Here is a 16095-nt window from a genome sequence, read left to right as displayed (position 1 = left end):
GTGGGAGGGCAGCACAGCGGATGGTGGAGGAGCAACGGATGCCCCGCACGGACGACGACCTCGACGCGGTGGTCGTCGGCGCCGGGCCCAACGGGCTGGCCGCGGCCGTCACGCTCGCCCGAGCGGGCCTGCGCGTCCGCGTGTACGAGCGCGCCGACCGCGCCGGCGGCGGGGCGACCACCCGCGAACTGACCCTTCCCGGCTTCCGGCACGACGTCTGCTCCGCCGTGCACCCGCTGGCGATGGAGTCGCGCTTCTTCCGGGAGTTCGCCCTCGCAGAGCGCATCGCCTTCCGCACTCCGGACGTCTCGTTCGGGCATCCGCTCGACGGAGGGCGGGCGGCCGTGGCGCACCGTGACCTCGCGCGCACCGTGGACTCCCTCGGTCGCGACGGTCGGGCGTACGGGCGCCTGCTGCGACCGCTCGTGGAGCACGCCACGCAGGTGGCGGACCTCATCGGCACCACCCTGCTGCGCATCCCCCGCCATCCCGGCACCGCCGCCGCGTTCGCGCTGCGGGCGCTCGAGCAGGGAACCCTCGCCCGGCATGCCCGCTTCCGCGAGGATGCGGCACCGGCGCTGCTGAGCGGCGTCGCCGCGCACGCCATCCTCCCCCAGCCCAGCATCGCGGGGACCGGGGCGGGCCTCTCGCTCACGGCGTTCGCGCACGCCAGGGGATGGCCCATCCCCACCGGCGGCAGCCAGGCGATCAGCGACGAGCTGGTCCGGGACCTGCTCCGCCACGGCGGCGACATCGTGCTCGATCACGAGGTCGCCGACCTGCACGAGCTCCCGCCGACACGGGCGACCCTGCTGGACATCACGCCGAAGACCCTCATCCGCCTGGCGGGCGGCACGATGCCGCCGCGCTACCTGCGTGCCCTGGAGCGCTTCCGGTACGGCGATGGCGTGGCCAAGGTCGACTTCGCCCTCAGCGAGCCGGTACCGTGGGCGAACCCGGAGCTGCGGCGGGCGGGCACCGTGCACATCGGCGGGACGCACACGGAGGTCGCGGAGGCCGAGAACCGGGTGCATCGCGGTGAGCTGCCCGAGCGGCCGTACGTGCTGGTCTCGCAGCCGTCGCTGTTCGACAGCACCCGCGCGCCCTCCGGCCGGCACACGCTGTGGACCTACACGCACGTCCCCGCCGGCTGCCCGGCCGACCGCCGCGAGGCGGTGATCCGGCAGCTGGAGCGCTTCGCACCGGGGTTCCGGGACACGATCCTCGCCGTCAGCTCGCGCAGCGCGCACGATCTCGAGCAGCACAACCCCGGCTACCCGGGTGGGGACATCGCCGCGGGCGCGCCGGATCTGCGCCAGCTGCTGGCCCGCCCCGTGCTGAGCCCCGACCCGTGGCGCACCCCGGTGCGGGGCGTCTACCTCGTGTCCGCGTCGACGACGCCGGGGCCCGGCGTCACCGGCATGTCCGGGTGGCACGGGGCGCTCAGCGCGCTGCGGCACGAGTTCGGCATCCGCACGCCCCCGGATCTGTCCCCGTCCTCCTGACATCCGAGTCGCGAGAAGCACGGCCCCGATCCGTCGGGCCCCCTCCGATCCGCTGCAGGCGAGCTCGGCGACCGGGTCGGGGCGGGCTGCTCTCAACGGCGGGCGCGCGCATGATGCCGCCGACCGGATCCCGCCCCGGCTCTCAGGCGCGGACCGCGACGGGCTTCGAGCGGGAGCCGCCGGAGAACGCGCCGCGGTAGCGCGCCGCGGGGTGACGCGCATTCAGTCGCGGCGCGCCGAACAGCTTCTCCCGCAGGGTTCCGGGCGTGTAGTCGGACTGGGCGAGGCCACGCTCGCGCAGCACCGGCATGACCTTCTCCGCGAACTCCTCGAACGAGCCGGGCAACACCCAGTTGGTGACGTTGACGCCGTCCACGCCGGCGTCCTGCCACTGCTCGATCCGGTCGGCGATCTGCTCCGGCGTCCCGACGATGCGGTCGGAGCGGGTGAGGCGGTTCGCCATGTCGCCCACGAGCGGCTCCCGATCCGTGATCGAGCGGCGCAGCTGCTCGAGCCTGCCCTTCGCCGTGTTCGTGTCGACGTCCTTCAGCGGGGTCTCCGGCGGGTAGACCCGTCCCGTCGACCTGTCCACGACCGCCGCGTGGGCGAGGACGCCCTCCTGACTCGACCAGCGGGCGTACTCCTCGGCCTTCTCGTTCGCCTCGATCTCCGTGTCGCCGATGATGAAGCTCATCCCCTGGAAGAACTTGATGTCCCCGGGCTCGCGCCCGTGCTCCACCGCCAGCGCGCGGGTCTGGTCGATCTGCCACCTGGCGACCTTCGGATCCGGGGCGGCGATGAACGTGGCCTCCGCGTTCCGCGCGGCGAACAGCCGACCGGCCGTCGACGACCCGGCCTGGAACAGCAGCGGCGTGCGCTGCGGCGACGGCGACGGCAGGTGCGGACCCTCGACCCGGTAGCGCCGGCTCTCGTGGTGGATCTTGTTCACTTTGGACGCATCGGCGTACACGCCGTTCTCCTTGTCCTTCACGACGGCGCCCTCGTCCCAGGAGCCCTCCCAGAGCTTGTAGACGACGTCCACGTACTCCTCGGCCCATGCGTACCGCTCGGTGTGGTCGACCAGCTGCGGCAGCCCGAAGTTGCGCGCGCCGTTGTCCTGCATCCCGGTGACGATGTTCCAGGCGATCCGGCCTCGCGAGATGTGGTCGAGGGTGGAGATCTGCCGGGCGAAGTTGAACGGGTGGTTCTGCATGACGTTCGAGGTCAGCGCGAGCCCGATGTCCTTCGTGACGACGGCGAGCGCGCCCAGGAGCACCATCGGGTCGTTGCTGGGGATCTGCAGGCCGTGCCGCACGTACACCTCGTAGTCGGCGTCGGCGTCTCCGTAGTGCCCGGTGACGTCGGCGAAGAACAGGGCGTCGAACCTCGCCTCCTCCAGCGTCCTGGCCAGGTCGATCCACAGGTCGACGTCCTCGAAGTCCACCTGTCGGGCATCCGGCCTGCGCCAGTGCCCGTGCTTGATGTGCGAGTTCGTGTTCATCACGAATGCGTTGAAGTGCAGGGCGCGGCGATCTGTCATGATGCTCCTCCGTTGTCGTCGGGATTCTCGAGGGTGGTCAGGGAGCCGATGAGCTCCCGGGTGTAGGGGTGGGCGGGGTGCAGGAAGATCCGGTCGGCGTCGCCCTGCTCCACGACGACGCCGTCCTTCATCACGAGGACGCGGTCGCTCATGTGATGGATGACGCCGAGGTCGTGCGAGATGAACAGGTAGCTCAGCCCGTACTCGCGCTGCAGGTCGCCGAGCAGATCCAGGATCTGCGCCTGCACGGAGACGTCCAGGGCCGAGACCGCCTCGTCCAGCACGATGATCTCGGGCGAGGTCGCCAGCGCCCGTGCGATGGCGATGCGCTGGCGCTGGCCTCCGGACAGCGTCAGCGGATGCCGCGTCCGCACCGACTCCGGCAGTGCGACCTGGGCGAGCAGGTCCCGCACGCGCCGGTCCCGTGCCGATCGCCCTCCGGCATCCGCTCCGATGGCATCCTGCAGGATGCGCTCCGTACTCCAGCGCGGGTCGAAGGAGCTCAGCGGATCCTGGTGGACGACCCCGACGCGGCGGCGCAGGGAGCGCCGTGCGCGTTCGGATGCCGTGGACCACGCGTGTCCCAGCAGGCGCACCTCTCCGGCATCCGCCTTCTCCAGGGCCAGTACGAGGCGCGCCGTGGTGCTCTTGCCGGAGCCCGATTCACCGACGATGCCGAGGGTCTCGCCGCGATGCACGTCGAAGGAGACGTCGTCGACGGCGAGGAGGCCGCCGCGGAAGCGCTTGACGAGGCCGCGCGCCTGCACGACGGGCCCGTCCCCCGCCGTGTCCGGTCGCACGCGGTGCGGATCGGGTGCGGGCTCCTGCTGCGGCGCGAGGCGACGGCCGCGCGTGTGCGCGCCGGGCACGGCGCTGATGAGCGCACGGGTGTACGGATGCCGTGGGGCGCGCAGGACCTCGGAGGTCGTGCCGTGCTCGAGGACATCGCCCGCGCGCATGACGAGGATCTCGTCGGCCAGGTGCGCGACGACCGACAGGTCGTGGCTGATCAGGAGGATCGCCGAGCCGTGCGCCTTCATGTCCTCCAGCAGCGCGAGCACCTGCGCCTGCACGGTGACGTCGAGCGCCGTGGTGGGCTCGTCGGCGATGACGACCTCGGGGTCGAGGGCGATGGCCGATGCGATGAGAGCGCGCTGCCGGAGCCCTCCGGACAGCTCGCCGGGGCGCTGGCGCGCGCGGCGCTCGGGAAGCGGCACCTCGACGCTCGTCAGCAGGTCCAGCACCCGGCGGCGCCGGTGCGCACGTCGCCCGCGGCGGTGCAGCCGGAGCGCCTCCGCGATCTCGCTGCCGACCCGGCGGAGCGGGTCCAGCGACACCAGGGCGTCCTGCTGGATGAATCCGATCCGCCGGCCGCGGATGCCGCGCCATTCGGCGCGCGTGGCCGATGCCAGGTCGACGTCCCCCAGAGTCAGCTCGGCGGCGTCGACGACGGCGCCCTCGCCCGTGAGGCCGACCAGGGTGCGCGCGGTCACGCTCTTGCCCGAGCCGGATTCGCCGACGATCGCGACGCAGCGGCCCGCGCGCAGGTCGAAGGAGACGTCGCGTACGATGCTGCGCGTGCGCCCGTCGCGGCCCGTGAAGCCCACGTCGAGCCCGCGGACGCTCAGCCGCACGGCATCCGCGTCGGGGATCACCGCGGATGCGGTCTCCTGTGCGGTGAGGGTCATGCGCCCTCTCCCTTCTCGAGGTGCTCCTGGATGGCCCTGCCGACGGTCGTCGCCGCAAGCGCGAGCACGAGGATCACGAGCCCGGGGATGAAGGTCAGCCAGCCGGCCTGCAGCAGGTGGGCGCGTCCGGCGTCGAGCAGGGCGCCCCATTCCGACGAGGGCGGCGCGACGCCGAGGCCGAGGAACGACATCCCCGACGCCCACACGATCGACTGCCCGATCGACATGGTGAACAGCGCCACGAGAGGGCGCATGGCGTTGGGCAGGATGTGCCGGCCCACGATGCGCGCACGGCTGTGTCCGAGCGCCCGCGCGGCCTCGACGTATCCCGCGTTCTTGGCCGAGAGGATCTGGCCGCGCACCATGCGCGCGTAGCCCGGCGCCGAGCTCACCCCGACCGAGATGACCAGGGTCGTGGCGGACGGCCCGAGGATGGCCACGAGAAGGAGGGCGAACAGCAGCAGCGGGAGGGCGAGGAGCACGTCGATGAGCCTGCTCGCGAGCCCGGCGACGAGACGTCCGCCCAGCGCGGCGAGGGACCCCAGCAGCAGCGCCAGCAGCAGGGCGAGGCCGGCGGCGCCCACGCCGATCAGCAGCGACTCCCTCGTGCCGTGGACGATGCGGCTGAACAGGTCGCGTCCGACCTCGTCGGTGCCGAACCAGAACAGCCGGGACGGCGGCTGCAGGGCGTGCTCGAAGTCCTGCGCCGTCGGCTCGCGAGGGGCCAGCAGCGCCGGGGCGAGGGCCGCGAGAGCGAACAGGGCGAGGACGCCCGCGGACAGGGCCGTGCCGGTGCGGAGTCGGATGCGGCCCGCCGTGCGGGTCGGGGACGGATGCGCGAGCGCGGTCATGCGGTGATCCTCGGGTCGATGAGCCGGTAGACGACGTCCACGAGCAGGTTGGCGATGACGTAGACGAGGGCGACGAGCACCACGATCCCTGTCACCACCGGGAGGTCCTGGCTGCCCACCGCCGCGACGAGGGTCTGTCCGATGCCGGGGCGGGAGAAGACGCTCTCGACGATGACCGCCCCCGAGGCCGCGGAGCCCAGCGCCCACCCGGTCAGGGTGATCGCGGGGAGCACCGCGTGCCGGAGCACGTGCGAGAGCCGGATGCCGAGGTCGCTGCCGCCGCGCATGCGGGCGCTGAGGACGAAGGGCTGCTCGAGCGCGTGCTCGAACTCGGTGCGCACCGCCTGGCCCATGAAGCCGGCGAGCGGGATTCCGAGGGTCAGGGCGGGCAGCACCAGGTCGGCGGGGCTCGACCCGCCGATGACCGGGAACCAGCCCAGGTGCAGGGCGAACACGAGCAGCAGGAGGATGCCCAGCCAGTAGTGCGGCAGGCCTGCGACGAGCGTGTCGAGTCCCGAGCCGAGGGCACGGATGCGCGGCGTGCGGCCGGCGGTGAGGGTCACCCACACCACCATGAGGATCCAGGCGGCGGCAATGCCGGCGACGGCCAGCACGAGCGTCGCGCCCAGCTGCTCGGCGATGATGTCCCGCACCGGACGGAACTGCTGGAAGGAGGTGCCGAGGTCGCCGCGCAGCAGTCCGCCGAGGTAGTCGGCGTACTGGACGAGGATGGGGTGGTCCAGGCCGAACTGCGCGATGATCGGAGCGAGCTCCTCGGGCGTGCGCGCCTGCGCCTGACCGGTTCGGATGTTGAGGATCGTCGTCGCCCGGTCGCCGGGGAGGGCGAGCTGGGCGAAGAAGGTCGCCGTCGCGGCGCCCCAGAGCACGGTCAGCGCGCCGACCGGAGCGCTCAGCACGGTTCGGATGCGGCGGAGGCTCCTGGGGCTCGGTGCACTCCTGGGGTTCCGAGCCGTGTCAGTCGATGAAGTGCGCGTCATGGAAGCTCGGCCCTCCCTGCGACTGCTCCTGCCGCACGCCCTGCAGGCGAGGGCTCACGGCGAGTGTGCTGAGCCTGTCGTACAGCCCGAATGAGAGCGCGCGATCCGCGATGTACTCCTGCGCCTGGCGGTACAGGGCGTCCTGCGTCTCCCGGTCGGACTCGCTGTTGGCCTCGAGGATGAGGCGCTCCAGCTCGGGGTCGTCGTAGAACGCCGAGTTGGAGAGGTTCGGCTTCTCCGGCGTGCTGGGCCGCCAGTTGATGTACAGGATGCCGGCGTTGACCGAGGTCCAGTACCCGACGCTGAGGTCATGCGTGTCGGCCCCGCTGAACTCGCCGCTGAAGTGCTCGGCCGGGCTCAGCGGCCGCAGGTCGAGCTTGAACCCGACGGCCTTGGCCTGCTCCTGGACGGCCTGCAGGATCGCGACGCCGTCGGCGTTGATGATGGTGCCCGCGCCGTACGGCAGCAGCACCTCGAGCGTCTCGCCCCCCTTGGTCCGGTAGCCGTCCGCATCGCGTCCGGTCCATCCCGCCTCGTCGAGGAGGCGGTCAGCCCGCGTGATGTCCTGCGTGTAGGCGTCGGCGGCGTCCGCACTGTACCCGGGAGTGGCGCGGCTGACGGCGCCGTTGCCCTCGTAGGGGATCACGCCCTGCCCGACGGTGGAGACGATCGCCTCGCGGTCCAGTGCGAGGATGAACGCCCTGCGCACGTTCTCGTCGACGAACGGGCCCTGCACGGTGTTGAACGAGATCTGCTGCGGGCGGCCGGGGGTGACGTACTTCTCGAGCGTGTATCCCGCCTGCTCCAGCGCCGCCCAGGAGGTGGCCGGCACGTCGTAGATGAGGTCCGCCTCGCCGGACTGCAGCGCCGCCACGCGCGTGGTCGCGTCCGTCACGAAGCGCCAGTCGATGCGCTCGACGAGCGCGGGGCCGGCGTGCTCGGCATCCGCCGGCCAGGACGTGTAATCCTCGTTGCGGACGAGCACCACGTCCTGGCCGCGGTTCCACTCCTCGACGATGAACGCTCCGGAGCCGGTGGGCGCCTCGCAGTTCTCCTCCTCCGTGCGGGTCTGCAGCGCGTGCGGGGACTGGATGCCGAAGTAGGCCTGCGAGAGGTTCTCCAGGAAGCGCGTGTACGGGCGCGAGAGGCGGATCACGACGGTGCGGGGGTCGATCGCCTCCGCCGATTCGTAGAATCCGTCGAGCCACACCGCGGCGGTGGGGTTGCCGCCGGCGGCCCAGTAGTCGAAGTTGTCGGCGATGGCCTCGGCGTCCACGGGCGTCCCGTCGGTGAACTCCACCCCGTCCTTGAGGGTGAGCGTGTAGCCGAGCCCGTCGTCGGACACCTGCCACTTCTCCGCGAGCCAGGGGACGATCTCGCCGTCCGCGGTGCGCGAGACGAGGCTGTCGAGGACCTGGTGGGAGATGTAGGCCTGCTCGATCCAGCCGCCGAAGATGCACGGCGGCTCCTGCTGGTGCGCGTACACGATCGTCCCACCGGAGGCCGGGGCGGCGCCCTCGGCGAGGGCGGCGGACTGCGCCGCCCCGGTGCACGCCGTCAGCATCATCAGGAGGGCCGCCGCGGATCCGATCGCGGTCGTGCGCCCTGCGCGAGCTCTCATCCCTGTGACTGCCTTTCGCCTGTTCCGTGGCCCCGCGGTCCGGGGTGGGAACGACGATGCTCGCGAGCACGACAGGTCACAATTCACATGTCGTCGCGTATCGCGGCGTTACCGTCCGATGTCGCCGCGAGTCGGAAAGACGTGCTTCATGTCGCCTCCGATGACACGGTGTTGCGTTTCGCTTCCGGCGCCGCGCGGATCAACGGATGCGAGGATGATCCCGTCCGAAGGTCGGCGGCGGTGGATAGGCTGAGGGCATGCGCGACGCCGTCCGACTCATCCGCGAGGCCCCGCTGGGGACGCGGATGACGGTGCGCAGGAAGATCCCGGACGGTTTCACGGATGCCGTCGGCCATCTGCGGGAACGCGATGACGAGACATGCGTGGTGGAGACACGGCACGGACCGGTCACCATCCGGCTCGACGAGGTGACGGCCGCCAAGGAGGTGCCGCCGCCTCCCCCGCGACGCGCGCCCCGGCATCCGATCGGGGGCTGACCAGCATCCGGACCCGCTTGATGGCATCGCCCGCACGAGCGGCCCGAGCGGGAAGCACTCGTCCGAATGCAGTGTTGAGGGACTCATGGACTACAGGCATCCGATCCGCTTCGGCACATTCCCGACCCCTCTTGCGGCGGATCCGCAGAGGTCGGTGCGGCTGGCGCAGCTGAGCGAGCGGCTGGGCTTCGATCTCGTGACGTTCCAGGACCACCCCTACCAGCCCGCGTTCCTCGACACGTGGACGCTGATGTCGTATGCAGCGGCCACGACGACGTCGATCCGGATCGCACCCAACGTGCTGAACCTGCCTCTGCGGCCGGCGCCCGTCACCGCCCGGGCCGCAGCATCCCTCGACCTGCTCTCCGACGGCAGGTTCGCCCTCGGCATCGGCAGCGGCGGGTTCTGGGACGCGATCGAGGCGATGGGCGGGCGCCGCCTCACCGCCGGTCAGGCCGTCGAGGCGCTCACCGAGGCCATCCCGCTGATCCGCGACCTGTGGGACACCGACTCGCACGCCGTCGTGCGCGGCGGCGCGTACTACCCCGTCGATGGGGCGAAGCGCGGCCCGGCGCCCGCTCATCGCGTGCCGATCTGGGTGGGTGCGTACAAGCCGCGGATGCTGCGGCTGACCGGTCGGCTCGCCGACGGGTGGCTTCCCTCGCTGGGGTACATGCGACCGGGGGACATCGCGCAGGCCAACGCGCGCATCGACGACGCCGCGGCGGATGCCGATCGCCGGCCCGACGAGATCGTCCGCCTGCTGAACATCTCCGGCCGCGAGACCCCCGAGCAGCTCACCGCGCTCGCCGTGGAGGACGGCATCTCCACCTTCATCGTCGCCGGCGATGACCCCGGGTTCCTGCAGCGGTTCATCGTGGAGACGGCGTCCGCCGTGCGTGAGGCCGTCGCCGCCGAGCGGGGATGACGACGGTGCCGAGCGGGGATGGTGGCCATCGTGCGCGGATGGCGGCTATCATGCGCGGGGAGAGAGATCGCTCTCGGCACGAGCGGCCCCGAGTCCCGCCATGGCATCGGCCACTCCTCGGGCATTGTGAAAGCCCCACGATCCCCCTGTTTTCAAGGTATCGCGGGGCTTCCACCGTGGCGGTGACGGTGGGATTTGAACCCACGGTAGGGGGTTACCCTACACAACTTTTCGAGAGTTGCACCTTCGGCCGCTCGGACACGTCACCGCCGTCCAGCTTACGGCACGCTCACACCCGCACGCCAATCGAGATCCGGCGCACAGCGCGGGGCATCCCCGCTCAATTTGGTGCGATGCGCCGCATCCGCTGAGCTGGAGCGGCCACGTGCGCCCCATGAACGCCGGGCAGGTCCGACACCGCGCGAGTGTCGGACACCGCGGCTAACCTGACAGCATGGTCACCCGCAAACCCGCCCCACCCGCCTTCGTCTGCACGGAGTGCGGATGGACGACGGTGAAGTGGGTCGGACGTTGCGGCGAGTGCCAGCAGTGGGGAACCGTGCAGGAGCGGAGCGCGCAGACGGGCATCGTCCGGCAGACGGATGCCGTCGCGCCGCCGGCGAGTCGCACGGCGCGGCCGATCACGCAGATCACGACGGCCGACGCCCCGCGCCGCAGCAGCGGAGTGGCGGAGTTCGACCGTGTGCTGGGCGGCGGCATCGTCCCGGGGGCCGCCATCCTGCTGTCCGGCGATCCGGGGGTCGGCAAGTCGACGCTGCTGCTGGAGGTCGCCGCGGCCACCGCCCGTTCAGGGCGGCGCGTGCTGTACGCGAGCGCCGAGGAATCCCCCGCGCAGGTGCGGCTGCGCGCCGAGCGCACCGGTGCGCTGCACGACGAGCTGTTCCTGGCCAGTGAGACGGATCTCGCCACGATTCTCGGCCACATCGACGCCGTGGCTCCGGACCTCGTGATCGTGGACTCGGTGCAGACCGTGGCATCCGGGCTGATCGACGGTGCGGCCGGCCAGCCCAGCCAGGTGCGCGAAGTCGCCGCCACGCTCATCCGCGTCGCCAAGGATCGCGGACTGCCGGTGATCATCGTCGGGCACGTCACCAAGGACGGCGCCGTCGCCGGCCCCCGCGTGCTGGAGCATCTGGTCGATGTGGTGTGCCACTTCGAGGGCGATCGGCAGACGGCGCTGCGGTTCATCCGAGCACTGAAGAACAGGTTCGGCCCCACCGACGAAGTCGGATGCTTCGAGATGACCGGTGCGGGCATCACCGAGGTGCCCGATCCCAGCGGGCTGTTCCTGTCGCAGGGCGCGGCGGAGCCCGGCACCTGCGTGGCCATCGCGATGGAGGGGCGGCGAGCACTTCCCGTGGAGGTGCAGGCGCTGACCATCGAGTCGAACGCCCCGAACCCCCGGCGCGTGGTGCATGGCCTGGACTCCTCCCGGGTGGCGATGGTGCTCGCGATCCTGGAACGACGCGCAGGCGTCCAGACCTCCACGCTCGATGTGTACGTCTCGACCGTGGGAGGCGTGCGCTTCACCGAACCCGCCGCCGATCTCGCCATCGCGGTCGCCGTGGCGGGCTCCATCCGCCGGCTGTCAGTCCCACGCACCGTCGCCGCCGTCGGCGAGCTGTCCCTCGCCGGCGAGATCCGTCCCGTCACGCAGGCCGCGCACCGCCGCAGCGAAGCCGCCAGACTCGGTTACCAGCAGGTGGTCGACGACAGATCGAAGACCCTGCGTGCCGCACTCGGCGACATCCGCACCCGGATGACCGGACGCAGGAAGAAGGACGAGATCCCGCCATTCTGACCGCCCGTATTCCGGCGTTCCCTGATCCGGTCAAGCAGAGGCCGGTCGGACCGGGAGCGTACAAGACCAGTCGATCCGGGAACAGGCCACCCGAAACCGATCCTCCCTGCCTGCTCAGTCGTCGAGCGCTTTGAGCAACTCCGCCGGCGGCGCCTGCATGGGGTGCGGCCCGGCGATGTCGAGGAAGACGGTGGTGATGACGTCGCGGTGCGCGATGAGGAACGCCTTCAGCCAGGACGGCGAGTAGATGCCGACACCCGGCGGAAGATTGGCGGGCTTGTTCTTCGCGTCGCTGAACAGCAGCAGAGCCACCTCCCCGGTGTCCGGATCGCGGTACGTCCACACCTCCCCGCCGTCGAGCGGGTTATCGCGCGGCCCCGGCTTGATCAGCGGCACGATGACGTTGCCGTGGCGCAGGGACAGTGCGACGGCCGCCATGTCCTGTTTCTCCAGGGCCTGCGCCAGCGCATCGGAGCGGAAATCCTGGGGTTTCGGACGCCTCGCGCTCCCCCTCTTCTTCGCCATGCATCCAGCATAGAAGAGTGGGGTCCTCTCGAATTCCCCATTGGGGACTGAGGAAATCGAGAGGACCCTCGAGCCCTCACTGCGATGACTGTCGAAGCGCTGGGGACGCTGATTACGACACCACTGGGGATGGCTTCACCGCGGAGTTCCGAGGACCGAGATCCATGGTATCCCAAAATATTGGTGAAAAAGCAACAATTTGACGCTGACGGGTCCCACTCAGCGCAGAAAGATCTGCCGCGAGACGGCGCTGTCGAACCCGCCGATCGACACGCTGACGTGATAGGAGGCACCGCCACCCGGGGCCCGGCTGCGATTCTCCTGGTCGCACGTGTCCTCCGCGGAACGCGTGCGGTCCCAGACGACCGGAGTGAGTGTACTGACCGTGGTGCCCGCCTTCAGCGTCGCGATCTGATCGGTCGGATCGGTCTGACAGTCCGTGGAGCGCCACCAGACGTCATTGCCACTGGTGACCGTGAACACCTGCGTGCTCGATCCGACGTTCATCGTGCAGTCCCGGTCGCTCTTGCTGGTGAGCTCGATGGACAGCTTCGGGAGCACTCCCGCGGCGTAGGTCTCGGCATCCGTCACCGCCTTCACCTCCACGTCACCCGCCTCGCACGCCACGATCCCATCGGTCTCCGTGGGTCGCGGACTCGGCGCATCGGTCGGGCCGGCGCCACTGGACGGCGTGCCGGCCGCGGTGGAAGAGACGGTCGGCTGCGCGGATGCCGAGGCGGTGGACACGGCGTCCAGGAAGACCTTCCACGGCTGCGCCTTCGCGAGCCACACGCCGCCGACGATCACTGCGGTGACGAGCAGCAGGAGGAGCAGCACGGCCACGAGCCGGCGACGGCGGTAGACGGCGGCTGACTGACGTGGCATGCTTCCAGGCTAATTCAGGTGCTTGAGCATCCTCGTGTTGCCGAGCGTGTTCGGCTTGACGTGCGCGAGGTCGAGGAACTCCTCGACACCGGCGTCACCGCTCCGCAGCAGTTGCGAGTACACGTCGGGTGCCACGACGTGCTCCCCGATGGGGGTGAACCCCAGCCGCGTGAAGAACACGGTCTCGAAGGTGAGGCAGAACAGCCGGGTGAGCCCGAGGTCTTCGGCGCGACGCTCGAGCTCCTCGACGAGCGCGCGCCCGATGCCGTGGTGCAGATGGTCCTCCCGCACCAGCAGTGTGCGCACCTCGCCGAGGTCCTCCCACATCACGTGCAGCGCACCGCATCCGATGAGTTCGCCATCCGCCTCGGCGACGACGAACTCCTGCACGGCGCCGTAGAGGACGGCGAGATCCTTGCCCAGCAGGATGCGCCGCTCCACCAGCGGCTCCAGAAGCGCATGGATGCCGGAGATGTCGGCGGTGCGCGCCGGTCGGATGCTGTACTCGCTCACAACCTCCAGCCTAGAGCTCTTCTCCCCGCCGACTTCGCCGCCGGAAGCCCGGGCGAACATGACAGGAGGACCCGGATGCCGAAGCATCCGAGCCCTGCCAGAGGGGAAACCCGCCGATTCAGCCGGCCGCGAGGTCGGGCGTCGCGGAGATCCCACCACCGGTGTTGACGCCGACCGAGACCTTCTCGCCACGCGGCGCCGAGTCGAACGTGAACTTGCCGTCCACGACGTCGACCTTCACGTGGTCGCCGCTGTTGAGCTCGCCGTGCAGGATGTTCTCGGACAGCTGGTCCTCGATCTCCCGCTGCATGGCGCGGCGCAACGGGCGCGCACCGAGCGTCGGGTCGAAGCCGATCTCGATGAGCTTGTCCTTCGCGGCATCCGACAGCTCGACGGTCATGTCGCGGTCGAGCAGGCGCTCGCCCAGCTGCTTGACGAACAGGCCGACGATCTGTCGCAACTCGTCCTTGTTCAGCTGCGGGAACACGATGATGTCGTCAAGGCGGTTGAGGAACTCGGGCTTGAAGTGGCGCTTGAGCTCCTCGTCGACCTTGCCCTTCATCCGCTCGTACGTCGTCTGCGAGTTGCCCTCCACCTGGAAGCCGACCGGGCCGCCGGCGATCGCCGACGAGCCGAGGTTGGTCGTCATGATGATCACGGTGTTCTTGAAGTCGACGACGCGACCCTGGCCGTCGGTCAGACGACCCTCCTCGAGGATCTGCAGCAGCGAGTTGAAGATGTCGGGGTGGGCCTTCTCGATCTCATCGAACAGCACGACCGAGAACGGCTTGCGACGCACCTTCTCCGTCAGCTGGCCGCCCTCCTCGAACCCGACGAATCCCGGAGGGGCGCCGAACAGACGTGAGACGGTGTGCTTCTCACCGAACTCCGACATGTCGAGGGAGATCAATGCCGCCTCGTCGTCGAACAGGAACTCGGCGAGCGCCTTGGCCAGCTCGGTCTTTCCGACGCCCGTGGGGCCGGCGAAGATGAACGAGCCCGAGGGCCGCTTCGGGTCCTTCAGCCCCGCGCGCTGGCGGCGGATCGTGCGGGAGAGCGCCGCGATGGCCTCCTCCTGCCCGATGACGCGCTGGTGCAGCGCCTTCTCCATGAACACGAGGCGGCTGGACTCTTCCTCGGTGAGCTTGAAGACGGGGATGCCCGTGGCCTGCGCGAGCACCTCGGCGATCAGACCCTCGTCAACGACCGCGGGGGACGAGACCTCGCCCGCGCGCCACTGCTTCTCCAGGCGCAGCCGCTCGCCGAGCAGCTCCTTCTCCTGGTCGCGCAGAGCCGCCGCCTTCTCGAAGTCCTGCTCCTCGCTGGCCGCCTCCTTCTCCTGGCGGACCCTGGCGATCTTCTCGTCGAACTCCCGCAGCTCCGGCGGGCTGGACAGGATCGACAGGCGCAGGCGGGCGCCGGCCTCGTCGATCAGGTCGATGGCCTTGTCCGGCAGGAAGCGGTCGCTGACATAGCGGTCGGCGAGGTTCGCCGCGGCGACGAGCGCACCGTCGGTGATCTGCACCTTGTGGTGCGCCTCGTAGCGGTCGCGCAGCCCCTTGAGGATGTTGATGGCGTGCGGGAGCGTGGGCTCGTTGACCTGCACCGGCTGGAAGCGGCGCTCGAGCGCGGCATCCTTCTCGAAGTACTTGCGGTACTCGTCGAGAGTGGTGGCGCCGATGGTCTGCAGCTCACCGCGCGCGAGCAGGGGCTTGAGGATGCTGGCCGCGTCGATCGCTCCCTCGGCGGCGCCCGCCCCCACGAGGGTGTGGATCTCGTCGATGAAGACGATGATGTCGCCGCGGGTGCGGATCTCCTTCGTGACCTTCTTCAGACGCTCCTCGAAGTCGCCGCGGTAGCGGGATCCGGCGATGAGCGAGCCGAGGTCGAGCGAGTACAGCTGCTTGTCCTTGAGCGTCTCGGGGACGTTGCCTTTGACGATCGCCTGAGCGAGTCCCTCGACGACGGCGGTCTTGCCGACGCCGGGCTCGCCGATGAGGACGGGGTTGTTCTTGGAGCGGCGGGAGAGGATCTGCATGACCCGCTCCGCCTCCTTCTCGCGCCCGATCACCGGATCGAGCTTGCCGTCGCGGGCGGCCTGGGTGAGGTTGCGGCCGAACTGGTCGAGCACCTGCGAGCCGCCCTGCGAGGAGGCGGGTCCGTCGCCGGTCTGCGCACCCACGGATGCCGTCTCCCGGCCTCCCGGGCCGCCGGAGAGCAGCTGGATGACCTGCTGGCGCACCTTGTTCAGGTCCGCGCCGAGCTTGACGAGCACCTGGGCGGCGACGCCCTCACCCTCGCGGATGAGACCGAGCAGGATGTGCTCGGTGCCGATGTAGTTGTGGCCGAGCTGCAGCGCCTCGCGCAACGACAACTCGAGCACCTTCTTCGCGCGCGGGGTGAAGGGGATGTGTCCGGTCGGCTGCTGCTGACCCTGACCGATGATGTCCTGCACCTGCTCACGCACGGCGTCGAGGGAGATGCCCAGACTCTCGAGCGCCTTCGCCGCGACGCCCTCACCCTCGTGGATGAGGCCGAGCAGGATGTGCTCGGTGCCGATGTAGTTGTGATTGAGCATCTTCGCCTCTTCCTGGGCGAGGACGACCACACGACGGGCTCGGTCCGTGAATCTCTCGAACATGCTGTGACTTCCTTTCGCACGGGGCGAAGCGGCAGTGGTGCCTTGTACATCGAGAGTAACGACCGCGGCGGGTCCGTTCGG

Annotated in this window: 13 protein-coding genes and 1 tRNA gene; 4 read left to right on the top strand and 10 right to left on the bottom strand. The window is 70.2% G+C overall.

The genetic code is table 11. The features are described 5' to 3' along the window. The first annotated feature begins 38 nt into the window (after positions 1-38). Positions 39-1505, top strand: coding sequence for a phytoene desaturase family protein (locus ABD770_RS08590; protein WP_344819131.1), 1467 nt, complete (start codon positions 39-41; stop codon positions 1503-1505). 142 nt (positions 1506-1647) lie between these two features. Here the strand turns inward: ABD770_RS08590 and ABD770_RS08585 are convergent, their stop codons facing one another. The 5 genes from ABD770_RS08585 to ABD770_RS08565 are packed head-to-tail and all read right to left on the bottom strand — an operon-like array spanning position 1648 to position 8203. Further along, entirely contained in the window at positions 1648-3045 is a 1398-nt protein-coding gene (locus ABD770_RS08585) for an LLM class flavin-dependent oxidoreductase (RefSeq protein WP_344819130.1), read from the bottom strand. Continuing rightward, positions 3042-4733, bottom strand: coding sequence for a dipeptide ABC transporter ATP-binding protein (locus tag ABD770_RS08580; RefSeq protein WP_344819129.1), 1692 nt, complete (start codon positions 4731-4733; stop codon positions 3042-3044). Before ABD770_RS08580 ends, ABD770_RS08585 begins: the two co-directional genes overlap by 4 nt. Beyond that, positions 4730-5584 (bottom strand): ABC transporter permease, encoded by an 855-nt coding sequence (locus tag ABD770_RS08575; RefSeq protein ID WP_344819128.1) that lies wholly within the window; start codon positions 5582-5584, stop codon positions 4730-4732. The genes ABD770_RS08580 and ABD770_RS08575 overlap by 4 nt, the downstream gene beginning before the upstream one ends. After that, positions 5581-6501, bottom strand: a complete 921-nt coding sequence (locus ABD770_RS08570; RefSeq protein ID WP_344819127.1) for an ABC transporter permease — start codon at positions 6499-6501, stop codon at positions 5581-5583. Before ABD770_RS08570 ends, ABD770_RS08575 begins: the two co-directional genes overlap by 4 nt. Positions 6502-6559: 58 nt before the next feature. After that, entirely contained in the window at positions 6560-8203 is a 1644-nt protein-coding gene (locus ABD770_RS08565) for an ABC transporter substrate-binding protein (RefSeq protein ID WP_344819126.1), read from the bottom strand. A gap of 257 nt (positions 8204-8460) precedes the next feature. On the opposite strand from ABD770_RS08565, the gene ABD770_RS08560 reads away from it, so the two are divergent. Then, entirely contained in the window at positions 8461-8700 is a 240-nt protein-coding gene (locus tag ABD770_RS08560; protein ID WP_344819125.1) for a putative acetyltransferase, read from the top strand. An 85-nt stretch (positions 8701-8785) separates the two neighbouring features. After that, a complete protein-coding gene (locus ABD770_RS08555; protein WP_344819124.1) occupies positions 8786-9628 on the top strand; it encodes an LLM class flavin-dependent oxidoreductase in 843 nt (280 codons plus the stop codon). A 177-nt stretch (positions 9629-9805) separates the two neighbouring features. Here the strand turns inward: ABD770_RS08555 and ABD770_RS08550 are convergent. Further along, positions 9806-9896: transfer RNA gene (locus ABD770_RS08550), tRNA-Ser, on the bottom strand. 186 nt (positions 9897-10082) lie between these two features. Between ABD770_RS08550 and radA the strand changes: the two genes are divergently transcribed. Continuing rightward, positions 10083-11450: a DNA repair protein RadA gene (gene radA, locus ABD770_RS08545; protein WP_344819123.1), complete on the top strand. Its 1368-nt coding sequence runs from the start codon at positions 10083-10085 to the stop codon at positions 11448-11450. A gap of 114 nt (positions 11451-11564) precedes the next feature. Here radA and ABD770_RS08540 read toward each other — a convergent pair whose 3' ends face one another. The 4 genes from ABD770_RS08540 to ABD770_RS08525 form a co-directional block, all read right to left on the bottom strand. Continuing rightward, positions 11565-11975: a dehydrogenase gene (locus tag ABD770_RS08540; RefSeq protein ID WP_344819121.1), complete on the bottom strand. Its 411-nt coding sequence runs from the start codon at positions 11973-11975 to the stop codon at positions 11565-11567. 219 nt (positions 11976-12194) lie between these two features. Continuing rightward, positions 12195-12860, bottom strand: coding sequence for a hypothetical protein (locus ABD770_RS08535; RefSeq protein ID WP_344819120.1), 666 nt, complete (start codon positions 12858-12860; stop codon positions 12195-12197). Positions 12861-12869: 9 nt separating this feature from the next. Further along, positions 12870-13373 carry an amino-acid N-acetyltransferase gene (locus ABD770_RS08530; protein ID WP_344819119.1) on the bottom strand — a complete coding sequence of 168 codons (504 nt, stop codon included), beginning with the start codon at positions 13371-13373 and terminating at the stop codon, positions 12870-12872. 118 nt (positions 13374-13491) lie between these two features. Next, positions 13492-16014, bottom strand: coding sequence for an ATP-dependent Clp protease ATP-binding subunit (locus tag ABD770_RS08525; protein WP_344819118.1), 2523 nt, complete (start codon positions 16012-16014; stop codon positions 13492-13494). Positions 16015-16095: the final 81 nt, after the last annotated feature.

It is taken from the genome of Microbacterium soli, from assembly GCF_039539005.1.
GTDB classification, from domain to species: Bacteria; Actinomycetota; Actinomycetes; order Actinomycetales; family Microbacteriaceae; genus Microbacterium; species Microbacterium soli.
The sequence above is the reverse complement of the archived record's forward strand: the minus strand, read 5'-3'. Positions and strand labels throughout refer to the sequence as shown.